Genomic DNA, 24,285 nt, shown 5'->3' with positions numbered 1-24,285 from the left:
GGGTGCGGGTGCTCAGACCGCGCGCAGGCGGGTGCGGGAGGCGTAGACGTGCTCGGCGATCAGCGTGGCGATGCGGTCCGGGGCCTCGAGCATCGGCACGTGGCCGACATCGTGGACCAGGATGCGGTCCGCCGACTCCGGGAGTTCTTCCAGGAAGCGGCGGGCGTAGGCGCGGTTGGGGATGACGCGGTCGTTCTCGCACATGAGCAGGCGGACCGGGGTTTTCAGGGTGGAGAGGTTCTCCAGGGCCGGGAAACGCAGGCCGCTCACCAGCATTGGCAGCATGGCCTTGCAGTGCATGGCCGAGGTGATGGCCGCCTCGATGCCGGTGCGGGAGGCCGCGGAGGTGTTCTTGGTGAGCAGCAGGGCGACGGCCTGCCGGACGAGACCGCTGTAGGCGATGTAGTCGGGCAGATGCTTGCCGATCTCCACCAGCGGGACCAGCGACGCGAACTTCAAACCCACCCGAAGCTGCAGCGTGGACGGGGTTTGCCAGCCGCCCGCCGGGGCGATCGCGGTGAGCGTGCGGGCCCGTCCGCGCCGAGCCAGCTCGAAGCCGACCCAACCGCCGAGCGAATTGCCCGCGATATGGCAGGTGCGCCAGCCCATCTCGTCGAGCTGGTCCTCCACCCGATCGGCAAGGGCACTGACATCCAGATACCAGCCGTCGAAATCGGGTCCGCCCCAATGTCCGGCGAAGGCCGGAGCGAACACTTCGCAATGGCCGGACATGCGCTGCGCGACCTGCTCCCAGCAATGCGGGGACATCATGAATCCGTGCAGCAGGAGCAGTGGTTCACCGGAGCCGGTGTGAAGCGCGCGGATGGGCGCGGGCGGGGCGGTGGGCTTGGTGGTGCCTGACGTCATCGTCGTCACCCCTTCCTGGACCTCGATGTCCGTGAAGAGAGTCGGTAAGCCGCATTGTACGGTCGTGAAGTGGCGAAAATCATCAGTACGTGCAACGTCAATGGGGTGCGGGCCGCCGCGGGCAAGGGACTGCTCGCGTGGCTGGCCGCGACCGAGGCCGATATCGTCTGCCTGCAGGAGACGCGGGCGACCGATGAGCAAACGCGGAGCGCGCTAGCGCCCGCGCTGGACGCCGGATGGTTCCTCAGCCATGCCGAGCCGGGCCTCAAGGGCCGGGCGGGCGTGGCCATCCTGTCCCGCAAGGAACCCGACGCGGTGCGCGTCGGCGTCGGCCTCCTGGACGACGGGACCTGGACTCCCGTCGAGGAATTCGCCACCCTGGGCCGCTATATCGAGGCCGACTTCGACGACCTCACCATCGCCAGCGTCTACGTCCACACCGGCGAGGCCGACACCCCGATGCAGGACGAGAAGTACCGCTTCCTCGACGCCATCGGCGCGCGCATGCTCGCGCACCCCGGCGAGTTCGTCATCATGGGCGACTGGAATGTCGCGCACACCGAACTCGACATCAAGAACTGGAAGGGCAACATCAAGAACGCCGGATTCCTGCCGCAGGAGCGCGCCTGGGTGTCGTCCATGCTGGCCGCCGGGTACAAAGACGTGGTGCGCGAACTGCATCCGGGCGTGCCCGGGCCCTACAGCTGGCACTCCTACCGCGGCCGCGCCTTCGACAACGACGCCGGATGGCGCATCGACTACCAGCTGGCGCGCGGCGATATCGCGTCCCGCGCCAAGCAGGCCGTCGTGGAGAAGGCCGCCACCTACGCCGAACGCTGGTCCGACCACGCGCCGGTGACGGTGCAGTACCGATGACCGTCTCCAAGAAGACGCGCGCCTGGCTGACACTGGGCGCTGCGGTGCTGGTGCTGCTCATCGCGGTGGTGGCCACCAAGGTCAACGATCATCGGGATACGAACGGCGCCAAGGCCGTTGCGACCTCGACGGTCAAGACGACCGCGAAGCCCGGCGGTGCCACACCCGGCACCGCGAATCAGTCCGCGCCGGTCTCCAAGGTCCTCGGCGTCCCCGACCGCGCCTACGCCACACTGGTCGAGATCGACGCCGGACGCTGGCCGGACTCCGCCAATGCCCCCGGCACCCACGGCGGCGATCCCTGGGAGAACCGCAGCGGCCAGTTGCCGCGCAAGGATTCCGCGGGCAAGGCCATCACGTACCAGGAGTGGGACGTGAACCCCAAGCAGCGCGGCCAGACCCGCGACGCCGAGCGCATCATCACCGGCAGCGACGGTTCGGCCTATTACACCGGCGACCACTACAAAACCTTCACGAGGATGCGCTGAGATGACCGAGCCGATGGCAGAGATGACCGAGCCGATCCCGCTGTCGCAGTTCCTCTCCCTGCCCACCGCGACCTCCACACAGACGGTCCCGGTGCTCGGCGTGCTGCCGATCGGCGCGGCCGAATTCTCCGGCGTCCGTTTCCGAATCCCCGACGGCTACCTGTCCCGGGAACTGCGGGGTCGCAAGATGCGGACCGTCGCGGGTGTCTTCGACGAATTCGCCGCCGCCTTCCAATTCCCTTACTACTTCGGGGAAAACAAGGACGCCTTCGACGAATGCCTGCGCGACCTCGACGAATTCGTCGGGGACGCAATGGGTTACGTCGCGGTGGTGCGCAACGCGGCCCTCATGCTGGATCAGCAGCCCGCCGAACGGGCCTGGTTCGCCGAGGCCGCGACCGACGCCGCGGCGTCGTGGGCCAAGCGCGGCATTCCCTTCCGGGTCGTGTTGCAGGACGCCACGCCGCCCGGATTGCCGGTCGTATCCCTCACTTTGGATTCCGAAACCCCGAAGATGTGATTCACCGGAGTTTCTCTCACAGTTAACCTGCGGTCGAACAAACAGGTCATAGGCGCTGCAATGGTCTCGCTATGTGATCGCGGCCTGACGCGATCCGGATCGACCCTTGGAGGATTTTCATGCCCGCCTCGGCCCGACGCCGCTTCGGTACACGAAGCCGCGCTGCCGCCGCGTTCGCCGCGCTGGTCGCGCTGAGCGCAACCTCGTGTTCGTCGTCCTCGGACAAGGCCGCCGGTGCGGACACCGACACCGCGACCCCGATCAAGCACGTCGTGGTGATCTTCCAGGAGAACATCTCCTTCGACCACTACTTCGGCACCTACCCGAACGCGGCCAACACCGACGGCACCAAGTTCACGGCGCTGCCGAACACGCCGAAGGTGGACGGCCTCACGCCGGACCTGCTCACCAAGAACCCCAACAAGGCCCAGCCCGTGCGCCTCGGCGGTCCGAACCAGCAGGTCACCTGCGACCAGGACCACGAGTACAAGGACGAGCAGCTCGCCCTCAACGGCGGCAAGATGGACCAGTTCGTCGAGCACACCAATGTGTCCGAGGGCAAGGACTGCAAGGCGCCGATCTACGGCCCGCAGGGTCTGGTCATGGACTACTACGACGGCAATTCGGTGACCGCGCTGTGGAATTACGCGCAGCACTACGCCATGAGCGACAACTCCTGGACCACCACCTTCGGCCCGTCCACCGTGGGCGCGCTGAACCTGGTGGCGGGCCAGACGCACGGCGTCACCAAGATGGAGCCGCCCAAGCCGGGCCAGCCCTTCCCCGAGGACACCGTGCTGCCCAATGCCGGGAACGGCCAGGGCACCGTGGTCGGCGACCCTCAGCCCTACGGCGACGACTGCTCCTCGCGCGACACCGTGCAGATGACCGGCACCAATATCGGTGACCTGCTCAACAAGAAGAACGTCACCTGGGGCTTCTTCCAGGGCGGCTTCAAGCCCACCGAGACCAAGGACGGCAAGGCCGTCTGCGGCGCCACCCACAATGTCGGTGTGGCACTGGGCGGTACCGGCAAGGACGGCGCGCTGCCGTTCGGCACCAAGGGCGATTACATCCCCCACCACGAGCCGTTCCAGTACTACCCGTCGACGGCCAACCCGCATCACCTGCCGCCGACCTCGGTCGACAAGATCGGCCAGACCGATCAGGCCAACCACCAGTACGACCTGACCGATTTCTGGGCCGCCGCCGACAAGGGCAACATGCCCGCCGTCAGCTACCTCAAGGCCGCCGGTTACCAGGACGGCCACGCCGCCTACTCCGATCCGCTGGACGAGCAGCAGTTCCTGGTCGAGACCATCAACCACCTGCAGAAGCTGCCGGAGTGGAAGGACACCGCGGTCGTCATCGCCTACGACGACTCCGACGGCTGGTACGACCACGCGGCCCCGAAGATCGTCATGAACTCCGCCTCGGAGCAGGACGGCTACACCAGCCCCGGCAATTGTGGTGACGCCAAGGCGAATCCGGCCAAGTACCAGGGCCGCTGCGGTTTCGGTCAGCGCGTCCCGCTGCTGGTGATCTCGCCCTACGCCAAGGCCAACTTCGTCGACCACGGCCTCACCGACCAGGCCTCGGTCCTGAAGTTCATCGAGGACAACTGGAAGACCGGCCGCATCGGCGACGACTCCTTCGACGAGAAGGCGGGCACCCTCGACGCCATGTTCGACTTCAAGGCCGCCGCGCAGCCCGCGCTGCCCCTGGACCCGAAGACCGGCGCCGCCAGCTGATCGAGATTCCTTGACCGCCCGGCCTTTTCACTATGGAAAGGCCGGGCGGTTTCGTATCGAGAGTGGCCGATCACCCGGTAGGCCGGGCCGGGCGGGTCAGTGCCGGATCTCGCGCGCCAGATCCTCGCCCAGCAGCACGAAGACGTCGGTGGTGGCGTCGATGAGGTCGTCGCGGGTCATGGGGAGGTCGCCCTGGAGCCAGGCGGTGAGGGTGTGGACCAGGCCGCCGACGAGATAGGTTGCGCGGAAGCCGATTACGGGTTTGGGGTCGCCCTCGGTGAGGCCGTAGAAGTCGATGCCCTCGGCGGCCACGAGGTTCGCGAAGGCCTTGATGGTGTGGGTGGTGCGGGTGCGGAGCTCGGGGGTGGCCGAACTCAGGATCAGTGTGGCGCGGGCCTTGCGGGGATCGTCGGTGAGGACGCCGATGCCCGCGGTGATGGCGGCATGGGCCTTGGCGCGCGGATCGTCGGGGGCGGTGTGCAGGGCCGCGAGCAGGGCGGCGGCCAGTTCCTCGGCAATGGCGTCGAAGAGGGCGGACAGGACGGCGTCGCGGCCGTCGAAGTTCTCGTAGTAGTAGCGCTCGTTCAGACCCGCGCCCGTGCACAGTGCGGAGACGGTGAGTTTGTCGATGCCCTGGGTGCCGAGGATGTCGAGGGCGGTGTCGAGCAGCGCGGTGCGGCGCTGGGTGCGGCGCTCGTCGGCGGATATGCCCCCGTAGGTCCGTTGGCCGGTCACGAACCGATTCTGGCACGGCGGCGATTCTGGCAGAAGGTCTTGCCAGAAATTGGAATCTGGGGGAGTCTGTTTCCAGATGCGGTGGTTCGCGTCACACACCCAGGAGGCAACGATGCCTGCACGTGCGGCCCGGAGCGGCCTTTCGGCAAAGAGCGGCTATTTCTCGGACGATTCGATGATCCGGCGGGTCATGCGCAAGCGCGCGGTCGGACTCACCTACGGTCAGCGGGCCCTGGTGATCGGCGCGGTGCATCCGCTGCTCTATGTCGGCACCGCCGAGAACACTCAGCACCGGACCACGCCCTACACCCGCCTCGCCCTCACCGGCCGCCTGTTCGAGGCCGTCTCGCTCGGCACCCGCGAAGAGGCCGACCGCGCACGGGCTTTCACCCGCAAGCGCCACGCCCCGGTGGAGGGCGCGCTGCCCGAGGACGCGGGCGCGGCCAATCCGGCGGGCACCCACTACTCCGCCAACGACCCGCACCTGATGTTCATGACCATGGCCTTCACCTTCGACTCCGCCGAGGTCATGCACGATCTGCTGGTCCGCCGCCTCACCCCGACCGAGCGCGAGGGCCTGTACCAGGACTACGTGCGCTGGGGTGAGCTCTTCGGCATGCCGCGCAGCGCCGCGCCCTACACCTACCGCGAATTCCGCGACTACTTCGACGGCTACCTGGCCTCCGACGAGCCCTTCCTCACCGACGAAGCCAAACTGGTCGGCTCGTACCTCATGGGCCAGCGCGTCGCCCACCCGCTGCCGATGCCCGCGCGGCAGGCCATGACCGGGTTCGCCCTGCTGGTCCAGGGCAGCCTCCCCAAGCGCATCCGCGACATGTACGAGCTGCGCTGGGGCCTGCGCGAGGAGGCCGCCTTCCGCGCCCTGGCCCGCGCCGTCCGCACCGCCCACCTCGAGCCGCCCCTGGTCGGCAACCCGCTCAATACCCCCATGACCGGCCCCAGCTATCCCCTCTACAAGCTGGCCACCCGACGCGAACAGCGCCTGGTCGGCTCCGGCCGCACCAGCATGCCGGGGGTGGATCCGCGCAACTGGGTGGCCAGAAATACGGCCTAGCCGACATGCGAAGATCGGTTCATGTCGAGTCCTGAGCCGACCGCTGAGCGTAAGCAGCGGGTACTGTCCGGAATCCAGCCCACCAGCGATTCCTTCCACCTCGGCAACTACCTTGGCGCGCTGCAGTATTGGGTGCGCCTGCAGGACGACTACGACGCCTTCTACTTCATCCCGGACCTGCACGCCATCACGGTGCCGCAGGATCCCAAGGAGCTGCGCCGCCGGACCAAGGTCTCGGCCGCGCAGCTGCTGGCGCTGGGCCTCGACCCCAAGCGCTCGACGCTGTTCGTGCAGTCGCAGGTGCCCGAGCACGCCGAGCTGGCGTGGGTGCTGAACTGCCTCACCGGCTTCGGCGAGGCCAGCCGCATGACCCAGTTCAAGGACAAGTCGGTGAAGCAGGGCGCGGACAACGCGACCGTCGGCCTGTTCACCTACCCGGTGCTCATGGCCGCCGACATCCTGCTCTACCGCGCCCAACTGGTGCCGGTCGGCGAGGATCAGCGTCAGCACCTGGAGCTGACCCGAAACCTGGCGCAGCGCTTCAACACTCGCTACAAGAAGACCTTCGTGGTGCCCGAGCCGCACATCGTGACCGGCACCGCCAAGATCTACGACCTGCAGGACCCGACCTCGAAGATGAGCAAGTCGGCCACCACCGACGCGGGCCTGCTCAATCTGCTCGACGATCCCAAGGTCTCGGCCAAGAAGATCCGCTCCGCGGTCACCGACACCGAGCGCGAGATCCGCTACGACCCCGAGACCAAGCCGGGCGTGAGCAACCTGCTGGTCATCCTGAGCGCGCTGACCGACACCCCGGTGGTCACCCTGGAACAGGACTACGCGGGCAAGGGCTACGGCGATTTGAAGTCCGACACCGCCGACGCGCTGGTCGAGTTTGTCACCCCGCTGCGCGCGAAGGTGCAAGAATACATGTCTGACCAGGGCGAACTCGACCGCGTCCTCGCTTCCGGCGCGGAGCGGGCGCGGGAGGTCGCCGGGAAGACTCTCGCGCAGGTGTACGACCGGGTGGGCTTCCTGGCCCGCTGAACCGGCCTCGCGCGACGGGCGTGTGGAGGTGGCGGTGTTCGGGCAGATCGTCGGGAGCGTGCGGGCGTGGATCGCACGGCAGATCCAGCGCCGCCCCTGGCTGGACCATGTGGTGCGGGCGGGCGGGCGCTATCAGCGCCAGCGCGGTGACTACTACGCCGCGGGCATCACGTATTTCACGGTGCTGGCGCTGTTCCCGCTGCTGATGGTGGGTTTCGCGGTGGCGGGCTTCGTGCTGTCGCGAAACCCGCAGCTGCTCACCGACATTCAGCACAAGATCGTGGAGAACATTCCGGGCTCGGCGGGCGACTCCATCAACGACCTCATCCACCAGGCCGTCAACTCCCGGGCGGGCGTGGGCACCATCGGTCTGGTGACCGGCGCCTACGCCGGGCTGGGCTGGATCGCCAACCTGCGGGCCGCGCTCACCGAACAGTGGGAGCAACCCGAACAGAAGCGAAATTGGTTCGTCACCAAGGCTTCCGACCTGCTGGCCCTGCTCGGACTGTTCGTGGCCTTCAATGTCTCGATCGGCCTGTCCGTACTCGCGTCGAGCGGTCTGCTCAACAAGCTGCTGAGCCACCTGCACATTCACGACGGCTGGGTCGAGGTGCTGCTCTCGATCGCCTCGCTGGTGCTGGCCATTCTGGCCAACTGGGCGGTCTTCGTGTGGATCATCGCGCGCATGCCGCGGCATCCGGTCACCTTCCGCAGCGCGGCCAAGGCGGCGCTCATCGCCGCCATTGTCTTCGAGGTGTTCAAGCAGCTGGCGTCGATCCTGTTGAAGTCGGTGATCACCGGCCCGGCCGGGGTGGTGTTCGGCCCGATCATCGGCCTCATGGTGTTCAGCTATTTCACGGCGCGGATCATTCTGTTCGCCACCGCCTGGGCCGCCACCGCCTCGGAGAACGAAGTGCCCGTGGACATTCCGCCGCCCGGCCCGGCCGTCATTCGCCCGCGCTCGACGGTCGCGGAGCTCTCCGCCGGAACGGGTGCGGCTCTGTTCGGTGCGGGAGCCCTTGCGGCGACGCTGCTTTCGATGCGACGCCGCCGCTGACGGCTCACCGGCGGCGGCTCACCCGCCGCGCGGCCAATAGCAGCACCACCACCAGGATGGTGCCGCCGACCATGAGCGCGATCCGCAGATCGTGATGGTTCGAGCCGGACTGCGGTTCGGCCGCGGGCTCGGCGTCGGTGTGGGCGGGCGGGCTGGCCAGTGCCACAGACGAATTCGGCGTCTTCGCCGCCTCGTCGGGCATGCTCCCGATGCTCGCGCCGCCGGGCAGGGCGAAGGCGTAGTCGAGTAGTTTGGCCCCCTGCTCCCACGGCCGGAAGGGGCGCACGTCGGCCTTCAGCAGGGTCACCACCAGGCGATGGCCATTGCGTTGCGCGGCCGCCACGAAGGTCTGGCGGGCGTCGTCGGTGTAGCCGGTCTTGCCGCCGATCGCGCCGTCGTACTCGTAGAGCAGGTGATTGTCATTGGCGATCGGGAAGCCCGGGTGGTCCTTGTCGTCCGGGTCTTTCGGGTTCGCCGGGAATCCCGGGAAGTCGACCTGCTCGGTGTGGACCAGTTCGGCGAACAGCGGCAGCGTCATGGCGTGCCGGAAAATCAACGCCAGATCGTAGGCCGAGATGCTCATCCCCGGCCCGTCCAACCCCGACGGCGTGGCCGCGCGAGTGTCCAATGCCTGCAACTGCTTCGCCAGCGCGTTCATCTTGGCGACCGTGGCCTCGTCGCCGCCCAACTGGGTCGAGATGGCGTGCGCGGCATCGTTTCCCGACGCCATGATCAGGGCCTGGAACAGCTGCTTGTTGGTGTACGTCCCGCCCGGTCCGATGCCGACGCGGGTGCCGTCGGCATTGGCGTCGTCCTGGGTGCCGATGACGGTCTTGTTCACGTCCAGCGCCGGAATCGCCACCGAGGCCAGCAGCACCTTGATGGTGGAGGCCGGTCGGTACCGCCCGTGCGGGTCCTTGGCCGCGATCACCTTCCCGGTATCGAGGTCGGCCACCTCCCACGCCGTCGCCGAGATGCCGTCGGGCACCGGCCCGGCCCCCGACGGCAGGATCACCCCGCACCCGCCCAGCTGCTTGCCGCCGATCGGCGGGCTCGGAATCGGCAGGGCGGCCGGGGCCGTCCGGCCCGGCTCGGGCACCTCGGAGGTGTCGATGGGCGGCGGCGGGGCCGTCTTGTTCGGGCAGTCATCGGTATTGGGCGTCGTGAACGGCGTTGTCGTCGTGGGAGGTTGGGCCTGCGAGACACCGGGGAGGGGTCCGAAGGCCACCACGGAGAACGCGGCCAGCCCGGCCACCGAGGTGGCGGTGATACGACGGATGGCGCGGCCGGTGGCCGCGCCCGCTGCTCGATGCGGATGCCTGCGGATGATCATCGAGCCCGACTTTATCGCCGACCGGACCGGTTGGCGCGGAGGCTAGTTCGCGGTGTGGTTCACCGGGCAGCCGTGGGCCAGCGGGCCGAGCAGCTTGTTGTTGTCGTAGAAGTGCTCGAGCTCGAGGATGCGCAGGTCCTCGGAGACCTTGGCAATGGTGATGCCGGTCATCTCGATGAGCTCGCCGGTGGGCTGGTGGCCCTTGTACTCGCCCTCGTAGCGGCCCCAGTGCCGCCACTTGAAGGCGACGGTCGGCGGGCCGGACAGCACCTCGAGGACCTCCCAGAAGAAGCCGCCGGGGAAGGCGGTGTGGAAGATCTTGTGCGAGGACTCGAAGTCCTCACCCCGCACGTCGTAGAAGGGGTTCTCGCCGATCAGGATGTTGTAGGACCCGATGCGCGCGAACTCCTCGGCGTCCTGCCACGGCCCGCCGTTGACGCGACCGCGGTAGTGCTCGGCCACCAGAGACACCCACTTGGCCGGATCCTTCTTGTGCGAGACCTCCATCTCGAAGACCTTCACGAGCTCTTCGACGATGTGCTCCAAGGAATCCGGCGCGTGCTGCGTGGTGCGCTCGACCGGAATGACCTCCTTGCTCAGGTGGTAATCGGGCGCGCCCTCGCGCCAGTCCTCCGGCGCGGCCGCGGCGATGACGGCGTCACGACCCTGCAGATGCAAGGGGGTCTCGGCGGATTCGGTTGCTTGGTCGGTCATTTCGTGCCTCACGTGTCCAGACCCGTTGGGGGGTCGCAGATCTCAAAACGGACCGGATGACGGTAACAGCCCCGACACCTCCCGTCGCGGCGAGCCGTTCGAGCCCATGACACGACAAGAATTGACAGAATCTCTAATATGAGAGACTCTCTCATTATCGAGAAACTTCCAAATGATTGGACCTGTCATGAAAGCTGAGGGAGTGCGCCGCTGGCTGGCGCTGGGAGCCCTGGCGATCGCCATGCTGACCATCGGTCTCGACGTCACCGTGCTCACCGTCGCCCTGCCCACCCTGGCGGTCGACCTGCACGCCGATACCTCCGCGCTGCAGTGGTTCAGCAGCGCCTACACCCTGGCCCTGGCCGCGTTCATGCTCCCGGCTGGAGCCCTCGGTGACCGGTACGGACGCAAGAAGCTGCTGCTCGCCGCCCTGCTGCTGTTCGGCGTCGCTTCGGTGGCCTGCGCCTTCGCCACCTCCTCCGGGGAGTTGATCGCGGCTCGCACGGTGCTCGGGGTGGGGGCCGCGGTCATGTTCCCGCTGTCCATGGCGGTCTTGCCCAGCCTGTTCCCCGAGCCGGGCGAACGGCAGCGCGCGATCACCATCTGGGTCACCTCCACCGCCATCGGCCTGCCGCTCGGCCCGATCGTGGGCGGCTGGTTGTTGCAGCACTACTGGTGGGGCTCGGTCTTCCTGTTGAATGTGCCGCTGGTGATCATCGGCGCGACCGCGGTGGCGCTGCTGGTGCCGGAATCCAAGAGCGAGAACAGCTTCCGAATCGACCTGCCCGGTGCACTGCTGGGGGCGGCCGGAATGCTTGGTATCACTTACGGTTTCATCCGCTGCGGCCAGGAAGGCTGGGGCGACGCCGTGGCTTGGGCTGTCATCGTCGCGGGCGTGGTGCTGGGCGGTGTGTTCGTGCTGTGGCAGCGCCGCACCGCGCATCCGCTGGTTGATCTCAGCCTGTTCGGCGCGTCCGGATTCCGTTGGGGCACAGTCCTGATGGTGTTGGCGAACTTCGCGATGTTCGGCCTGTTCTTCACCATGCCGCAGTACTTTCAGGCGGTGCTCGGGGCCGACAGCCTCGGCAGCGGTCTGCGGTTGCTGCCACTCATCGGTGGACTCCTCATCGGCACCCGGCTGGTCGACAAGCTGCTGCCGAAGTTCGGGGTTCGCGCGGCGGTGATGGCCGGGTTCGTCCTGCTCGCGGTGGGCGTCGGCGTAGGGGCCATGGTCACCGTGGACAGCGGCTACGGACTCGTGGCGGGATCGCTCGTATTGATGGGTGCCGGAATGGGATTCGTCTTGCCCTCGGTCATGGGCGCGGCCATCGGAGATCTCGCCCCCGAACGGGCGGGCTCCGGATCGGCGCTGCTGCAGGCCCTGCGGCAGGCGGGCGGCACCATCGGCGTCGCGGTCCTCGGCACCATCCTGTCCACGCAGTACCGCTCCAGCCTCGGCGAGCTGAATCGCGCGCCCATCTCTGACGGCGTGAACGCCGGAGTCGGCGTGGCTCGCAAGCTCGGTGACCCGGCCCTACTGGCGCACGTGCAGAGTGCCTTCGTGGACGGCATGAGCGTCATGCTCTGGGTTTGCGCTGCCATCTGCGTGGCCGCGGCGGTGCTGGCCGCGTTCGTCTTCCGTGGCAAGGAGCCTGGCGTGGTCGCCGATCTCGATGCGGGACAATCGGTCCATGTCGGCTGATATCGCCTCCGCGACGCCCCCGGCCCCGGTGAAAACCAAGGCCGGGGGCGGTCTGCGGGAACGCAAGAAGGAACGCACCCGCCGCACTATCCGGGTGGAGGCGTTCCGGTTGTTCCGGGAGCAGGGCTATACCGAGACCACCGTCGAGCAGATCGCTGCTGCGGCCGACATCTCGCCCAGCACGTTCTTCCGCTACTTCCCGTCCAAGGAACAGGTCGCGATGGCCGACGATCTGGACCCGGTCATGATCGCCTCGTTCGAGTCCCAGCCGAAGGAACTGTCGGTGCTGGCAGCCTTCAAGAAGGCCACGCTGGAATCGTTCGACGCCCTGAGCCCCGAGGATCGGGAATTCGAGCGACAGCGGGTCGAATTGCTGTCGAAGGTGCCGGAATTGCGCGGCGCGATCGGGCGGGAACTGGAACGCAGTAACGACCTGATCGCAGATCTGGTCTCGCGCCGAACCGGCCGTTCCCCCGACGATTTCGAAGTGCGCATCTTCGCCGGTGCGCTGAGCGGGGCGATGCTGGGCTTCATCGACCACGAGAACTTCGGCCCGGAACAGATAGTCCGGGTGCTCGATTTCCTCGAGGCGGGCATGCCGCTCTAGACCGGCTTGACGCTCACCAGCCGCTCGACCGTCTCATCGGTCATGGTCTCGAAGAACCCGCCGACCACATCCTCGAGTTCGTCGATGGATTCGGCGCAGTACAGCACCGGCTGATAGTGCGTGATGTCGTAGACGATGGTCCCCATGGCGTGAATGTCCAAGGGGCGCAGGTCGGCCTGCCGGAATTCCTCGATCTCCCCGTACGAGGACAGCAATCCCGCGCCGTAACACCGGACTTCGCCGTGTTCGCGCAGCACCCCGAACTCCATGGAGAACCAGAACACGTCGGCCAGGAACTTCAGCGCCCGCTCGGTCTCGATTCGCTTGACCGCCGCGCCCACCGTCTCGTACAGCGCCGCGAAGCGCGGGCTGGCCAATTGATTGGCATGGCCGAGGATTTCGTGAATCGCGTCCGGCTCGGGGGTGTAGAGCGGTGCGGAGTGATGGCGAATGTACTGGGTGGAGTGGAAGGTTCGGTCGGCGAAGGAGCCGAAGAACTCCCGCAGCGGCACCAATCCGGCGGCCGGGACGTAGCGGAATCCGGTGAGCGGCACCAGTTTCGTCGCCACCTCGTCGAGCTGCGGAATGTGGTCGGCGGGCAGTCCCAGCCGCCCGGCCGCCTCGATCACCTCCGTGCACGCGTAGCGCTCCCGTTTGCGGGCCAACTCGGCGCTGACGATCCGCCACACCTCCTGCTCCTCGTCGGTGTAGTCGATGTGCGGCACCGGCGCGCCGGGCCGGTAGTCGAGTGCGAGAGCGGCGATGGCATTGCGACGGGCCCGGTAGTCGGGATCGTGCACCCCCGGATGCTCATCACTCAGATGCACGGTCACATTGCCGTCGGCCCCGGTGGTCACGGGCGAGTACAGCTGAGCTTCGGTGAACATACCTCGATGCAAGCACTGCTATGTGATCTAGACAACAATGAGGCTCCCAGCTAGTCAAATTGCCTAGCACCGCGGCGAGGATTCGGTGCCTGCTCGCGTGTCGGGATCGCGCGTCCACCGCTGCCCGATTACGGGCACGCCGGTGAAAGCCCTTGGTGTGATTGATAATTCAACTCGATGCGGGTGCTTCGGATTGGCGATTAACCCCTGGCGGATCGGGGTACGCGCTTAGAGTGAACGTATGGATCAGCGAGACCTCCGGGTCCTCGGCTGCATCGAATCCCCGCTCCGGGTGAGCTGGGATGTCCTGGGTGACGACGTGGTCGTCCGGGTTGCGGGAGAAATCGACCTCTCGACCGCGGGTGTCTTCGAAACCGCGTTGCGGAAGGGGATAGAGGCCGCCGAGCCGGGTACCCGACTGATAGTCGATCTCAACGAGGTCGAATTCCTTGGAGTGGCAGGTCTGCACAAGCTGCGCAGAGCGCGGGAGGAGTGCATTGGTTCGGAAGTCGTCCTCATGGTGGTGGCCTCCGGCGACGAGGTGGTTCAGCCCGTCCGCGTGCTTGGAATGGAGTCCCTGCTCGAGTTGCGTGCGCAGTTCCCGCCGGACTGCGCCTTAATCGGTAGTGACGGTTGAAAGGTGTTGGGCGGTAGGGAAATAACGTGGGAGCGTGTCGAGCGGCAGGGCTGCTCGGTCGTATACCCCCACGGTGAGCTCACGTCGGCCGCGTATCGGGCGTTCACCGATGCGCTGGTGAAATTCGCGGTCGAGGAACCCCGCGCCGTGATCGTGGTCCTCGACAATCTGCGGGTGGCATCCGAGCCGCTCTATTCCGCGTTCGGCAGCGCCTGGATGCGGGTGGGGGAGTGGCCCGGCGTGCCGATCGTATTGATCGTCCATTCGCCGTCGCGGCGACAGTGGTTGCGGGGCAGCGCCGTTCATCGCTTCGTCCCGGTGCACGCCGACCTGGTCTCGGCGCTGGCCGGGCTGCGCGAGGCGCCGTCGCGCCGACGCGCCACCCTCGACCTGGCCCCGACCGCGGACTGCGGCCAGCGCGCCCGCCATTTCGTGGAGGAGACCTGCTTGCGCTGGGGCATTCCGGAGGTGCGGGTCGACGCGCTGCTGGTCGCCACCGAGTTGGTCGAGAACTCCTTCCTGCACAGTGACGTCCCCGCCGATATTCAGGTGCGGCTCGAGCTGCGCAATCAGCTGTTCACGGTGGCGGTCGGCGACGCCGATCCGCGCGAGGCACTGCTGCGCGAGCCCGGCACGGACGGGCCGCGTCACTACGGTCTGCACCTGGTCGCCCGGATATCCCGATCGTGGGGGTGCGCGCCGCGCTGGCCGAGCGGAAAGATCGTCTGGGCCGTGCTGCCCACCGGGCGGCGGCGCGACCTGCGCGACTTTCTCGGTCTCCGTCCGCAGCACTAGGTTTCGGGTCGCCCTAGGTTTCCGTCTCGCCATTGGGTTCCATCACCAGGATGGCCCCGGTCGGCGTGCCGGAGCGGTCGTGCAGCGCGGTGCAGATCACCCGCACGGTGATGCTGCGGCCCCGCCGGTTCACACCGTCCAGCTTGATCTCGGCGCGATAGCCGGGATCGCTGAGCGCCGGGCGCACGATCGGCCGCAGTTCCGCCACCGGCAGGCCGATGTCCAGATTGAGCAGGTGCTCGCCCTCGGCCTCGTCCGGCCGCATGCCCCACAGGTTCTCGGCCCCGCGGTTCCACACCACGATGCGCATGGAGGTGTCGATGACCGCCACCCCCGCGGGCCAGGAGCTCATGACCGAGGCGAAGAACTCGTTCACGTCGTCGAGTTCGTTGCTGCGCTCGCGTAATTCGTGGTTGATGGTCTGGAGCTCGTCATTGGTGGACTGGAGTTCCTCATTGGTGGTCTCCAGTTCCTCGTTCGTGGATTGCAGCTCTTCGTTGGTGGTTTCCAGCTCCTCCACCGTCGACTGGAGCTCCTCGTTGGTCGTCTCCAGTTCCTCGTTCGTGGACTGCAACTCCTCGTAGGCCGATTCCCGTTGCTGATTGGCGTGATTCAGCTCGGTGAGCAGCCGCCGGGTGGCCGTCACGTCGTGGAAGATCAGCGAGACCCCGAGCACGGTGTCATCGGCCAGCAGCGGGGCGACGTGCACCTCCAGCGCGAGCAATTCGCCTGGGCCGCGCTGCCATTCGACATCCTTGATGCGCAGCGCCCGCCGCTCGGTGCGCACCTGGTCGATGTAGCCGCGCAGCTCGACCGGCCGATAGGACAATTCGAGATCCCGCAGCGGACGGCCCACATCGCGATCGCTCAGCCCGAACAGGTGTTTGGCCTGTTGATTGGCCAGAATCACCACGTCCTCGCCATTGAGCACCACCTGCGAGACCGGTCCGGCCGAGAAGGCCAGGCTCCGCAGGCCGTCGATCTGATCCGGCTCGCGCCGTTCGGCCATGAAGGCGCGACCGAACACCGAGCCGACGTCCACCCGCGAGCTCGGCACCTTGCGGAACACCCGGCGCTTGAGGTCCACCGGGTCGAAGATGCGGCTGTGCGAGAGCAGCATCTCGGCCTTGCCCAGGAACAGCAGGCCGCGTGGCGCGAGCGCGAAGTGGAATTTGTCCAGGATCTTGGTCTGCGTCTCGGCGTTGAAGTACATGAGCGTGTTCCGGCAGGCGAGCAGGTCGATACGGGAGATGGGCGCGTCCTGCACCAGGTCGTTGCGGCCGAAGATGACCGAGCGGCGCAGATCCTTGCGGAAGGAGTAGCGGCCGCCGATCGGCTCGAAGTACCGCTGAATCAGCTCCTGGCCCAGCGGCTGAACTTCCTTCTCGCTGTAGACCGCGTGCCGGGCGCTGGTCAGCGCCTCCTCGTCGACATCGGTGGCGTAGATCTTCACGCGCTGCCGGAACTCGTCGATGCCGAGCACCTCGGCCAGCACGATGGCCAGGCCGTAGGCCTCCTCGCCGGAGGCACAGCCCGCGCACCACACTCGCACCGGTTCCTCCGGTCCGCGCTCGGCCAGCATGGTGGGCACCACCTGGCTCTGCAGGTAGTCCCAGGCGTCCGGATCGCGGAAGAATCCGGTCACATTGATGAGGATGGTGTTGAACAGCGCGACGAACTCGTCCGAATTGGCTTGCAGCACATCCAGATACTCGACGTAGTCCTCCACGCCGAGCTGGCTCAGCCGCCGGTCCACGCGCCGCATGAGGCTGCTGCGCTTGTACCCGGTGAAGTCGAAGCCTCGGGCGTCCTTGAGGTACTGCAGGATCTCCTCGAAGCCCTGTGCGTTGCGGGGCGAACTCTGCTGGTCCACATGCACAAGGTACTAGTCTGGTTCGTCTTTTCCAGTTCCGACCAGCAGCTTTCGCAGAATGACCGCCGCACCGGCCTGTTCGGCGGCTTGAGCGGCGTAGCGGTCGGCCATGCCGTCGTCGCCGAATCGCCTGGCGTCGGTGCACATTCGCTCCGCTAGCTGGCCTTTCTCCTGCAGGGCGCGCAGCGCCGTCCACAGCGCCTTCTCGACCTGGATGCCCTGCTCGGTGAAGAGGGCTTCCGCGCTCCAGGCGTGTCCGACTCGGCAGCGATAGCGCATTCCGCCCTCGAGCGGGTAGAGCGAACCGTCGCAGTCGGGGCAGGTGAATCCGGAGGGAATGGTCATGGCAGCCACCCCGTTTCGGTCGATTCGATAGCCCGCGTCGATCTCCGCCTCCAACCGGTCCAGGCCCGACAGCGGCGGCACCGCGGGCAGCCCGCGGCTCTGCACCTTGGCGACGATGGCCCGGCCCATCTCGCGCGCGGGCAGCACCAGGTCCACCTGCACATGCCGTAATGCGCTGTCCGGCATGCCCGTATACAGCGCCTCGGTGGGATCCTGCACCACCGCCAGCCCGCCGCGGCGCTTGATGAGGGCCAACCCGGCGGTGCCGTCGTCGAGGACCCCGGACAGCACGACGCCGGTGGCGCGCGGGCCCCAGGTCACCGCGGCCGAGCGGAAGGTCGCGTCGATTCCGGGCCGGTGGCCGTTCTCGGTGGGACCGTGCGACAGGACCATGCGGCCGTCGCGGAGCAACAGATGGGTGTCGGGGACGGCCGCGTAGACCCGGCCCGCCTCGAGCACGTCGCCGTGACCCGCGGCCTGGACCGGCAGCGGCCCGGAGCGGGTCAGGATCGCGGGCAGGGCGCTCGAGCCGTGCGCGGGCATGTGCAGGACGACCAGCACGGCCGCGGTCAGGTCGGCGGGCAGGCCGGAGACGAACTCGCGCAGCGCCTCGACGCCGCCGGCCGACGCGCCCGCCACGATCAGATCGGAAGGTTCCATCGCCGGTCTCCTCACTCGGGTGTACCCGGCAGTTCCCCCATTGCCACCAACGCTATACCCATTCGCGGCCCGGAGATACGGGCCGCCGGTCCGCAATTCACGACGAAAGGCCGCCTCCATCCGATGATGAAGGCGGCCTTCGTATTTCGACCACTGCGCGATCGGACGCGTTTGCAGCCGCGGCCGATCGCGCTCCCGGCTCAGCGCGGGGCGTTGGCGGGGTCGGCCAGGGTCGGGGTGCGGCCCTCCCGGTTGGCGCGCTTGGCGTCCTCGAAGAACTCCCGGGTGAACAAGGCCGACAGCACCGCGATGCCGCCGCGGTGGATGCGGAACTCGCTCTTGACGCTGGAACCGGTCAGCCGGATGACGCGGCCCGCGGCGTGCTGGGGGCGGGACATGTCCTTGACCCGGCCGCGGCCGGTCCACTCCAGCTCGGTCTGATCGATGACCGCGTCCTCGGGGACGAGCAGCTTGACCATGGCGTGGTCGAGGTTGGCGTGCACGACGATCTCCTGCTCGCCCTCGATCCAGGGCGAGCGCAGGTCGATGACCACGCTGCCGTAGCGGGCCTTGACCTCGAAGGAGGAGGCGTGGGTCCAGTCGCCCAGGTGCTTCTCGGTGCCGTGGTCGGTGTGGATCTTGACGGTGTCGGTGCTCTTGGTGGTGTCGATGGTGCTCATCGCCCGGTCCTTTCGGAGTGTGGTGCGGGTCGGGTTCGCCTGCTCCTCAATAGTGGCACACAAACTAGTTTCAACGCAACTAGTGCGATGAAACTAGTTTTGGCGCACCTAGTACGATGAGGGGTATGACAGCATCGACGCAGGCCACGACGTTCAAGCGCTCGCCCCTGGCCATGGCGGTGCTCGGCATCCTGCACCTGGAACCGATGCACCCCTACGCCATCCAGCGCCGCATCAAGGAGTGGGGCAAGGACAAGGTGGTGAATGTCGGCCAGCGCGCGCAACTCTACAAGACGATCGCGCGGCTGCAGGAGGCCGGACTGGTGGCCGTCCGCGAGACCGGCCGCGATCAGCAGTATCCGGAGCGCACGATCTACGAGATCACCGACGCGGGCCGGGTCGCCTGCCTGGCGTGGATCAACGAAATGGTGAGCACCCCGCGCAATGAGTTCCCGGAATTCCCTGCGGCCCTGTCGTTTCTGATGCTGCTGGCACCGGCGCAGGCGCGGGCGGAACTGGAGAAGCGCGCGAATGCGGTGCGCGCCAAGCTGAATGAGATCGACGAGGGCATGGCCCAGGCCCGAAAATACGGCCTCCCGCGTATCACGCTGCTCGAGGACGAGTACCAGCGGGCGATCACCGAGGCCGAATTGCGTTGGCTGGAAGGCGTTGTCGCCGACCTGGCCGACGGTGGCCTGACCTGGTCCTGGGAATCACTGGCCCGGTTCCAGAATCAGACCACCGCGTAGCAACGGTCAGAAGAAGCCGTCGTCGTTGTTGTCGTCGTAGTTGCCGCCGCCGTCGTAATAGTTGTCGCGCTCGGCGTTTTCGTAGCCGCGCTCGTAGGCGCGCTCCTCGTCGCGGTTGTCGTCCTCGGCCATCATCTCGCCGATCAGCATGCCGCCCACCAGACCCGCCGCGCCCGCGCCGACCATCGCGCCGGTGCTGTGGCCCTGCCGTGGCGGGGGCGGATAACCCGGCTGCGGCGCGTACCCGGGCGCATAACCGGGCTGCGGCGGGTATCCCGGCTGGGGGTACCCGGCGGGCGGGTAACCGGGCTGCGGAGGATAGCCCGGCTGCGGCGGATACCCCTGCTGCACAGGCTGATAGAACGGCGGCTGCGTGGTCTGAATGCGCTGCGCACAGAACTGGCAGGCCTCGACGGAGCGCGGCACGCCCCATTGCGGTTGCCACATCACAGTGGCCGCCGCTTGGCCGTGATTGGGATCGAAGAAGCAGATCACAGGACTTTCCTCTACGTGCGCGTCCGGCCGGAGCCGGGCTTGGTGCCTTCGAAGAGGAAACGTGGGGGATGGCCGGATCGGTTCCCGTGCCCTCCCTCACAGCAAAGGCCGCCCGCATCAAAAGATGCGGGCGGCCTTCGTAGTTCGCCTTCCGGCTCCTGGGGTTTCAGGGGTTTACCCCTGAGAGTCCCGAGAGTTGGTATTAGCGCGTGAACAGGAGGGCGCGCTTGACCTCCTGGATCGCCTTCGTCACCTCGATGCCACGCGGGCAGGCGTCGGTGCAGTTGAAGGTGGTGCGGCAGCGCCACACGCCCTCGACGTCATTGAGGATGTCCAGACGCTCGCGGGCGGCCTCGTCACGGCTGTCGAAGATGAAGCGGTGCGCGTTCACGATCGCGGCCGGGCCGAAGTAGCTGCCGTCGCTCCAGTACACGGGGCAGGAGGTGGTGCAGCAGGCGCACAGGATGCACTTGGTGGTGTCATCGAAGCGGGCGCGGTCGTGCTGGGACTGGATGCGCTCGCGGGTCGGCTCGTTGCCGTGCGTGATGAGGTACGGCTTGACGGCCTTGAAGGCGTCGAAGAACGGCTCCATGTTCACCACGAGGTCCTTCTCCACGGGCAGGCCGCGGATCGGCTCGACGGTGACCGTCAGTTCCTTGCCGCCCTTGGGCAGCATGTCCTTCATGAGGATCTTGCAGGCCAGCCGGTTGACGCCATTGATGCGCATGGCGTCGGAGCCACACACGCCGTGGGCGCAGGAGCGGCGGAAGGTGAGCGTGCCGTCCAGGTAGGACTTGATGTAGATCAGCACGTTCAGGAACCGGTCGGTCGGCAGGACCGGGACCTTGAACTCGTCCCAGTGCTGGCCCTGCCCGTCCTCCGGGTTGAAGCGGGCGATCTTGACCGTGATCAGGGTCGACCCGTCCGGCACCGGAGCCGGCTTCTGCGGCGTTTCAGCGACAGCAGTCATCAGTACTTACGCTCCATCGGCTCGTAGCGGGTCTGAACCACGGGCTTGTAGTCGAGGCGGATGTCGGAGATCAGCTCCGGGCTCGTCTTGTAGGCCATGGTGTGCCGCATGAAGTTGACGTCATCGCGGTCCGGGTAGTCCTCGCGGGCGTGGCCGCCGCGAGATTCCTTGCGGTTCAACGCGCCCGCCACGGTGACCTCGGCCAGCTCCAGCAGGAAGCCCAGCTCGATGGCCTCGAGCAGCTCGCTGTTGTAGCGACGGCCCTTGTCCTGCACGGTGATCCGCGAGTAGCGCTCCTTGAGCACCTGGATCTCCTCGAGCATGGACTTCAGCGACTCCTCGGTGCGGTACACACCGGCCTTGTCGTCCATGGAGTTCTGCAGATCCGTGCGAATGTCGGCGACGCGCTCGTTGCCGTGGTCGGACAGGATCAGCGCGATCCAGTCCTGCACCATCTGCGACGGGTTGTCCGGCATCTCGACGAACTCGGCGCGCTGGGCGTACTCGGCGGCGGCGATGCCCGCGCGGCGGCCGAACACATTGATGTCCAGCAGCGAGTTGGTGCCCAGGCGGTTCGCGCCGTGCACGGAGACGCAGGCGCACTCGCCCGCGGCGTACAGGCCCGGGACGATGTCGGTGTTGTTGCGCAGCACCTCGCCACGGATGCGGGTCGGGATGCCGCCCATCACGTAGTGGCAGGTCGGCATGACCGGCACCGGCTCCTTGACCGGGTCCACACCCAGGTAGGTGCGGGAGAACTCGGTGATGTCGGGGAGCTTCTCCTCGAGCACGTCCTCACCGAGGTGGGTCACGTCGATGAGCACGTAGTCCTTGTTCGGACCCGCGCCACGGCCCTCGCGGACCTCCAGAACCATGGAGCGCGCGACGATGTCACGCGGCGCGAGGTCCTTGATGGTCGGCGCGTAGCGCTCCATGAAGCGCTCACCGGAGGCGTTGCGGAGAATGCCGCCCTCACCACGCACGGCCTCCGAGATGAGGATGCCCAGGCCCGCCAGGCCCGTCGGGTGGAACTGGTGGAACTCCATGTCCTCCAGCGGAAGTCCCTTGCGGAACACGATCGCCATGCCGTCACCGGTGAGGGTGTGGGCATTGGAGGTGGTCTTGTACATGCGACCCGAACCACCGGTGGCGAAGATGATCGCCTTCGCGTGGAACACGTGCAGATCGCCGGTGGCCAGCTCGTAGGCCACCACTCCGGTCGCGATCGGGCCGTTGGGGCCGTCGGTGAGAACCAGGTCCAGCACGTAGAACTCGTTGAAGAACTCCACGTCGTGCTTGACGCAGTTCTGGTACAGCGTCTGCAGGATCATGTGGCCGGTGCGGTCGGCGGCGTAGCACGCGCGGCGCACCGGGGCCTTGCCGTGGTCACGGGTGTGACCGCCGAAGCGACGCTGGTCGATCTTGCCCTCGGGCGTGCGGTTGAACGGCAGGCCCATCTTCTCCAGGTCGAGCACGGCGTCGATGGCCTCCTTGGCCATGATCTCCGCGGCGTCCTGGTCGACCAGGTAGTCACCACCCTTGACGGTGTCGAAGGTGTGCCACTCCCAGTTGTCCTCTTCGACATTCGCGAGCGCGGCGCACATGCCACCCTGCGCCGCACCGGTGTGCGAGCGGGTCGGGTAGAGCTTGGTGAGCACGGCGGTGCGGGCCCGGGGACCGGCCTCGATCGCCGCACGCATTCCAGCGCCACCGGCACCGACGATCACGACGTCGTAGCGGTGTTCCTGAATCGGTCGGGATTCACTCATTCGAGGTGGCCTGTCCTTAACTGATGTTGGGGTCGAAGGTGAAGATCACGTAGGTGCCGGTGACCAGGATCAGGATCATGGACACCACCAGCAGGGTCTTCAGCCAGAAGCGGGTCTGGTCCTTGCGCGCGTAGTCGTCGATGACGGTGCGAACACCGTTGCCGCCGTGCAGCTGCGCCAGCCAGAGCATGGTCAGATCCCAGATCTGCCAGAACGGCGAGGACCAGCGGCCCGCGACGAACGCGAAGTTCAGGCGGTGCACGCCGCCGTCGAGCATCAGCATGATCGTCATGTGGCCGATGACCAGGATGACCAGCAGCAGGCCGGAGGCGCGCATGAACAGCCAGGCGTACTTCTCGAAGTTGTTGCCGGACTGCCGACGCGGGGCGCGCGGGGCATCGAGGGAGGCGGGGCGGTCGTAGGACTTGCCGAGAACGGGTGCGGTCATGTCGGCTCTCAATTCGTCAGCAGGTAGAAGAACTGGCGGCCGACACCGGCCCCGGCGACCAGGATCCAGATCGCGAGCACGATCCAGAGCATCTGGCGCTGGAAACGCGGGCCCTGCGACCAGAAGTCGACGAGGATGATGCGGATGCCGTTGAACGCGTGGAACAGCACGCAGACAACGAGGGCCATCTCCATGAGCGCGACCACGGGGTTCTTGTAGGTCGCGATCGTGTGGTCGTAGGTGTTCGGGCTGACTCGCACCAGCGCGGTATCGAGGACGTGGACGAACAGGAAGAAGAAGATCGTCACGCCGGTGATGCGGTGCAGAGCCCAGGACCACATGCCGGGGTCGCCTCGGTACAGGGTCCGCTTCGGCTTGGCCGGAGCTTCTAGCGTGGTCATAGAGTGCGGTGCCTCCAACGTCGTCGATGGACCCGGTCAGATCCGGCCGCGGAGCCGTTGGACTGTCGAAACCACCTGCTCACAAGCGGAATCTGTGCTTCTCTCGAGGCAACGCGACTGTCCGGTGGCAGTGCTGCAGGCCCGCTGTCGGGAACCTGAACCGATCTGTCGTGAACTCTAAACCCAGCTTTGAGGGGGAACTAATTCGGCGTGCCGCTCGTTGGGCCAAATTGTTGTGAGTTAGGTTTGCCTTTCCTGAATTTCGCGACCAGGCGGAACGCCTATCACGCGGGTACGGTCACGTCCATAGGAGGATGGTCCGAAATGTCGGAAATTGACTGGAAAGCGCTGCGCTACAAGGCTTTTGAGGTAATGCAAGGGGCATACGCCCCGTACTCCCGATTCCCCGTCGGGGCCGCGGCTCTCACCGCCGACCAGCGCGTGGTGAGCGGCTGCAATGTGGAAAATATCTCATACGGTTTGGGCCTCTGCGCCGAATGTGTACTGGTCGGTAACTTGATTTCCACGGGTGGCGGGCGGCTGCTCGCGGTCTCGGTCTGCGACTCCCGAGGTGCGGTGCTCATGCCCTGTGGGCGCTGCCGTCAGATCCTGCTGGAACACGGCGGCGGTGAGTTGCTCGTAGATCACCACAATGGCCCGGTCGCGCTGAACACCTTGCTGCCGGACTCCTTCGGACCCGACGATCTCAGTGCCGGACAGCTATGACCACGGTGCCGGACAGCTATAACCACTGATCGCCGTGGCGCAGGCGAGTTTTCGTGGAAAGGGGCGGCGGCCCGTGCC

26 protein-coding genes are annotated in these 24,285 nt (G+C 66.9%); 13 read left to right on the top strand and 13 right to left on the bottom strand.

The window, feature by feature from the left end; translation table 11 throughout:
• Positions 1 to 12: 12 nt before the first annotated feature.
• Positions 13 to 867, bottom strand: a complete 855-nt coding sequence (locus tag VMT40_RS00870; RefSeq protein WP_326356077.1) for an alpha/beta fold hydrolase — start codon at positions 865 to 867, stop codon at positions 13 to 15.
• A gap of 69 nt (positions 868 to 936) precedes the next feature.
• Here VMT40_RS00870 and VMT40_RS00865 point away from each other — a divergent pair, with 69 nt between their 5' ends.
• From VMT40_RS00865 to VMT40_RS00850, 4 genes are all read left to right on the top strand, one after another.
• Positions 937 to 1,743, top strand: a complete 807-nt coding sequence (locus tag VMT40_RS00865; protein ID WP_326356076.1) for an exodeoxyribonuclease III — start codon at positions 937 to 939, stop codon at positions 1,741 to 1,743.
• Positions 1,740 to 2,231, top strand: coding sequence for a ribonuclease domain-containing protein (locus VMT40_RS00860; RefSeq protein WP_326356075.1), 492 nt, complete (start codon positions 1,740 to 1,742; stop codon positions 2,229 to 2,231). The genes VMT40_RS00865 and VMT40_RS00860 overlap by 4 nt, the downstream gene beginning before the upstream one ends.
• 1 nt (position 2,232) lies before the next feature.
• The gene (locus tag VMT40_RS00855; protein WP_326356074.1) at positions 2,233 to 2,751 is read left to right on the top strand and encodes a barstar family protein; all 519 of its coding nucleotides are present in this window, start codon (positions 2,233 to 2,235) and stop codon (positions 2,749 to 2,751) included.
• Positions 2,752 to 2,870: 119 nt separating this feature from the next.
• A complete protein-coding gene (locus VMT40_RS00850) occupies positions 2,871 to 4,502 on the top strand; it encodes a phospholipase C (RefSeq protein ID WP_326356073.1) in 1,632 nt (543 codons plus the stop codon).
• A 96-nt stretch (positions 4,503 to 4,598) separates the two neighbouring features.
• On the opposite strand, the gene VMT40_RS00845 is transcribed toward VMT40_RS00850, so the two are convergent.
• A complete protein-coding gene (locus tag VMT40_RS00845; protein WP_326356072.1) occupies positions 4,599 to 5,237 on the bottom strand; it encodes a TetR/AcrR family transcriptional regulator in 639 nt (212 codons plus the stop codon).
• Between the two features lie 112 nt (positions 5,238 to 5,349).
• Between VMT40_RS00845 and VMT40_RS00840 the strand changes: the two genes are divergently transcribed.
• The 3 genes from VMT40_RS00840 to yhjD are packed head-to-tail and all read left to right on the top strand — an operon-like array spanning position 5,350 to position 8,416.
• On the top strand, positions 5,350 to 6,312 hold the full coding sequence (locus VMT40_RS00840) for an oxygenase MpaB family protein (RefSeq protein ID WP_326356071.1): 963 nt from the start codon (positions 5,350 to 5,352) through the stop codon (positions 6,310 to 6,312).
• A 21-nt stretch (positions 6,313 to 6,333) separates the two neighbouring features.
• Positions 6,334 to 7,359, top strand: a complete 1,026-nt coding sequence (gene trpS, locus VMT40_RS00835; protein ID WP_326356070.1) for a tryptophan--tRNA ligase — start codon at positions 6,334 to 6,336, stop codon at positions 7,357 to 7,359.
• Positions 7,360 to 7,393: 34 nt separating this feature from the next.
• Positions 7,394 to 8,416 carry an inner membrane protein YhjD gene (yhjD, locus tag VMT40_RS00830; RefSeq protein WP_326356069.1) on the top strand — a complete coding sequence of 341 codons (1,023 nt, stop codon included), beginning with the start codon at positions 7,394 to 7,396 and terminating at the stop codon, positions 8,414 to 8,416.
• A 4-nt stretch (positions 8,417 to 8,420) separates the two neighbouring features.
• On the opposite strand, the gene VMT40_RS00825 is transcribed toward yhjD, so the two are convergent.
• Both VMT40_RS00825 and VMT40_RS00820 read right to left on the bottom strand, forming a co-directional pair.
• Positions 8,421 to 9,749 (bottom strand): D-alanyl-D-alanine carboxypeptidase family protein, encoded by a 1,329-nt coding sequence (locus VMT40_RS00825; RefSeq protein ID WP_326356068.1) that lies wholly within the window; start codon positions 9,747 to 9,749, stop codon positions 8,421 to 8,423.
• 42 nt (positions 9,750 to 9,791) lie between these two features.
• Positions 9,792 to 10,463, bottom strand: coding sequence for a SnoaL-like polyketide cyclase (locus tag VMT40_RS00820; RefSeq protein WP_326356067.1), 672 nt, complete (start codon positions 10,461 to 10,463; stop codon positions 9,792 to 9,794).
• A gap of 187 nt (positions 10,464 to 10,650) precedes the next feature.
• Between VMT40_RS00820 and VMT40_RS00815 the strand changes: the two genes are divergently transcribed.
• Together VMT40_RS00815 and VMT40_RS00810 are read left to right on the top strand one after the other, a co-directional pair.
• Positions 10,651 to 12,165, top strand: a complete 1,515-nt coding sequence (locus VMT40_RS00815) for an MFS transporter (protein WP_326356066.1) — start codon at positions 10,651 to 10,653, stop codon at positions 12,163 to 12,165.
• Positions 12,155 to 12,772 (top strand): acyl-CoA-like ligand-binding transcription factor, encoded by a 618-nt coding sequence (locus tag VMT40_RS00810; RefSeq protein WP_326356065.1) that lies wholly within the window; start codon positions 12,155 to 12,157, stop codon positions 12,770 to 12,772. The genes VMT40_RS00815 and VMT40_RS00810 overlap by 11 nt, the downstream gene beginning before the upstream one ends.
• Here the strand turns inward: VMT40_RS00810 and VMT40_RS00805 are convergent.
• Positions 12,769 to 13,659, bottom strand: a complete 891-nt coding sequence (locus VMT40_RS00805; protein ID WP_326356064.1) for a phenylalanine 4-monooxygenase — start codon at positions 13,657 to 13,659, stop codon at positions 12,769 to 12,771. The genes VMT40_RS00810 and VMT40_RS00805 overlap by 4 nt on opposite strands.
• Before the next feature lie 241 nt (positions 13,660 to 13,900).
• Between VMT40_RS00805 and VMT40_RS00800 the strand changes: the two genes are divergently transcribed.
• Positions 13,901 to 14,296, top strand: a complete 396-nt coding sequence (locus VMT40_RS00800; protein WP_326356063.1) for an STAS domain-containing protein — start codon at positions 13,901 to 13,903, stop codon at positions 14,294 to 14,296.
• 3 nt (positions 14,297 to 14,299) lie between these two features.
• Complete coding sequence (locus VMT40_RS00795) at positions 14,300 to 15,091, top strand: ATP-binding protein (RefSeq protein ID WP_326356062.1); 792 nt, start codon at positions 14,300 to 14,302, stop codon at positions 15,089 to 15,091.
• Between the two features lie 13 nt (positions 15,092 to 15,104).
• Here VMT40_RS00795 and VMT40_RS00790 read toward each other — a convergent pair whose 3' ends face one another.
• The 3 genes from VMT40_RS00790 to VMT40_RS00780 all read right to left on the bottom strand — a co-directional run bounded on the left by VMT40_RS00790 (position 15,105) and on the right by VMT40_RS00780 (position 18,649).
• The gene (locus tag VMT40_RS00790) at positions 15,105 to 16,964 is read right to left on the bottom strand and encodes a CheR family methyltransferase (RefSeq protein ID WP_326356061.1); all 1,860 of its coding nucleotides are present in this window, start codon (positions 16,962 to 16,964) and stop codon (positions 15,105 to 15,107) included.
• Between the two features lie 12 nt (positions 16,965 to 16,976).
• Positions 16,977 to 17,969 (bottom strand): chemotaxis protein CheB, encoded by a 993-nt coding sequence (locus VMT40_RS00785; RefSeq protein ID WP_326356060.1) that lies wholly within the window; start codon positions 17,967 to 17,969, stop codon positions 16,977 to 16,979.
• Positions 17,970 to 18,169: 200 nt separating this feature from the next.
• Positions 18,170 to 18,649 (bottom strand): hypothetical protein, encoded by a 480-nt coding sequence (locus VMT40_RS00780; protein WP_326356059.1) that lies wholly within the window; start codon positions 18,647 to 18,649, stop codon positions 18,170 to 18,172.
• Between the two features lie 125 nt (positions 18,650 to 18,774).
• Here VMT40_RS00780 and VMT40_RS00775 point away from each other — a divergent pair, with 125 nt between their 5' ends.
• Entirely contained in the window at positions 18,775 to 19,398 is a 624-nt protein-coding gene (locus VMT40_RS00775) for a PadR family transcriptional regulator (protein ID WP_326356058.1), read from the top strand.
• Between the two features lie 6 nt (positions 19,399 to 19,404).
• Here VMT40_RS00775 and VMT40_RS00770 read toward each other — a convergent pair whose 3' ends face one another.
• The 5 genes from VMT40_RS00770 to sdhC all read right to left on the bottom strand — a co-directional run bounded on the left by VMT40_RS00770 (position 19,405) and on the right by sdhC (position 23,481).
• Positions 19,405 to 19,893 (bottom strand): hypothetical protein, encoded by a 489-nt coding sequence (locus VMT40_RS00770; RefSeq protein WP_326356057.1) that lies wholly within the window; start codon positions 19,891 to 19,893, stop codon positions 19,405 to 19,407.
• A gap of 202 nt (positions 19,894 to 20,095) precedes the next feature.
• Positions 20,096 to 20,863 carry a succinate dehydrogenase iron-sulfur subunit gene (locus VMT40_RS00765; RefSeq protein WP_326309344.1) on the bottom strand — a complete coding sequence of 256 codons (768 nt, stop codon included), beginning with the start codon at positions 20,861 to 20,863 and terminating at the stop codon, positions 20,096 to 20,098.
• Positions 20,863 to 22,632, bottom strand: a complete 1,770-nt coding sequence (gene sdhA / locus VMT40_RS00760; RefSeq protein WP_326356056.1) for a succinate dehydrogenase flavoprotein subunit — start codon at positions 22,630 to 22,632, stop codon at positions 20,863 to 20,865. Before sdhA ends, VMT40_RS00765 begins: the two co-directional genes overlap by 1 nt.
• A 16-nt stretch (positions 22,633 to 22,648) precedes the next feature.
• Entirely contained in the window at positions 22,649 to 23,080 is a 432-nt protein-coding gene (locus tag VMT40_RS00755; protein ID WP_326356055.1) for a succinate dehydrogenase hydrophobic membrane anchor subunit, read from the bottom strand.
• 8 nt (positions 23,081 to 23,088) lie between these two features.
• Complete coding sequence (sdhC, locus tag VMT40_RS00750) at positions 23,089 to 23,481, bottom strand: succinate dehydrogenase, cytochrome b556 subunit (protein WP_326356054.1); 393 nt, start codon at positions 23,479 to 23,481, stop codon at positions 23,089 to 23,091.
• A gap of 324 nt (positions 23,482 to 23,805) precedes the next feature.
• On the opposite strand from sdhC, the gene VMT40_RS00745 reads away from it, so the two are divergent.
• Positions 23,806 to 24,207, top strand: a complete 402-nt coding sequence (locus VMT40_RS00745) for a cytidine deaminase (protein WP_326356053.1) — start codon at positions 23,806 to 23,808, stop codon at positions 24,205 to 24,207.
• The last annotated feature ends 78 nt before the right edge of the window (positions 24,208 to 24,285 follow it).

This window comes from Nocardia sp. CDC160 (assembly GCF_035818795.1).
Lineage (GTDB): Bacteria > Actinomycetota > Actinomycetes > Mycobacteriales > Mycobacteriaceae > Nocardia.
This window is presented reverse-complemented; position numbering and strand designations above follow the sequence as displayed.

Bases quoted from the DNA above. Each gene is read 5' to 3' on its own strand.
- VMT40_RS00870 (WP_326356077.1), bottom strand. From the start codon at position 867: ATGACGTCAGGCACCACCAAGCCCACCGCCCCGCCCGCGCCCATCCGC.
- VMT40_RS00860 (WP_326356075.1), top strand. From the start codon at position 1,740: ATGACCGTCTCCAAGAAGACGCGCGCCTGGCTGACACTGGGCGCTGCG.
- VMT40_RS00855 (WP_326356074.1), top strand. From the start codon at position 2,233: ATGACCGAGCCGATGGCAGAGATGACCGAGCCGATCCCGCTGTCGCAG.
- VMT40_RS00850 (WP_326356073.1), top strand. From the start codon at position 2,871: ATGCCCGCCTCGGCCCGACGCCGCTTCGGTACACGAAGCCGCGCTGCC.
- VMT40_RS00840 (WP_326356071.1), top strand. From the start codon at position 5,350: ATGCCTGCACGTGCGGCCCGGAGCGGCCTTTCGGCAAAGAGCGGCTAT.
- trpS (WP_326356070.1), top strand. From the start codon at position 6,334: ATGTCGAGTCCTGAGCCGACCGCTGAGCGTAAGCAGCGGGTACTGTCC.
- VMT40_RS00825 (WP_326356068.1), bottom strand. From the start codon at position 9,749: ATGATCATCCGCAGGCATCCGCATCGAGCAGCGGGCGCGGCCACCGGC.
- VMT40_RS00820 (WP_326356067.1), bottom strand. From the start codon at position 10,463: ATGACCGACCAAGCAACCGAATCCGCCGAGACCCCCTTGCATCTGCAG.
- VMT40_RS00815 (WP_326356066.1), top strand. From the start codon at position 10,651: ATGAAAGCTGAGGGAGTGCGCCGCTGGCTGGCGCTGGGAGCCCTGGCG.
- VMT40_RS00810 (WP_326356065.1), top strand. From the start codon at position 12,155: ATGTCGGCTGATATCGCCTCCGCGACGCCCCCGGCCCCGGTGAAAACC.
- VMT40_RS00805 (WP_326356064.1), bottom strand. From the start codon at position 13,659: ATGTTCACCGAAGCTCAGCTGTACTCGCCCGTGACCACCGGGGCCGAC.
- VMT40_RS00800 (WP_326356063.1), top strand. From the start codon at position 13,901: ATGGATCAGCGAGACCTCCGGGTCCTCGGCTGCATCGAATCCCCGCTC.
- VMT40_RS00785 (WP_326356060.1), bottom strand. From the start codon at position 17,969: ATGGAACCTTCCGATCTGATCGTGGCGGGCGCGTCGGCCGGCGGCGTC.
- VMT40_RS00780 (WP_326356059.1), bottom strand. From the start codon at position 18,649: ATGAGCACCATCGACACCACCAAGAGCACCGACACCGTCAAGATCCAC.
- VMT40_RS00775 (WP_326356058.1), top strand. From the start codon at position 18,775: ATGACAGCATCGACGCAGGCCACGACGTTCAAGCGCTCGCCCCTGGCC.
- VMT40_RS00765 (WP_326309344.1), bottom strand. From the start codon at position 20,863: ATGACTGCTGTCGCTGAAACGCCGCAGAAGCCGGCTCCGGTGCCGGAC.
- sdhA (WP_326356056.1), bottom strand. From the start codon at position 22,632: ATGAGTGAATCCCGACCGATTCAGGAACACCGCTACGACGTCGTGATC.
- VMT40_RS00755 (WP_326356055.1), bottom strand. From the start codon at position 23,080: ATGACCGCACCCGTTCTCGGCAAGTCCTACGACCGCCCCGCCTCCCTC.
- sdhC (WP_326356054.1), bottom strand. From the start codon at position 23,481: ATGACCACGCTAGAAGCTCCGGCCAAGCCGAAGCGGACCCTGTACCGA.
- VMT40_RS00745 (WP_326356053.1), top strand. From the start codon at position 23,806: ATGTCGGAAATTGACTGGAAAGCGCTGCGCTACAAGGCTTTTGAGGTA.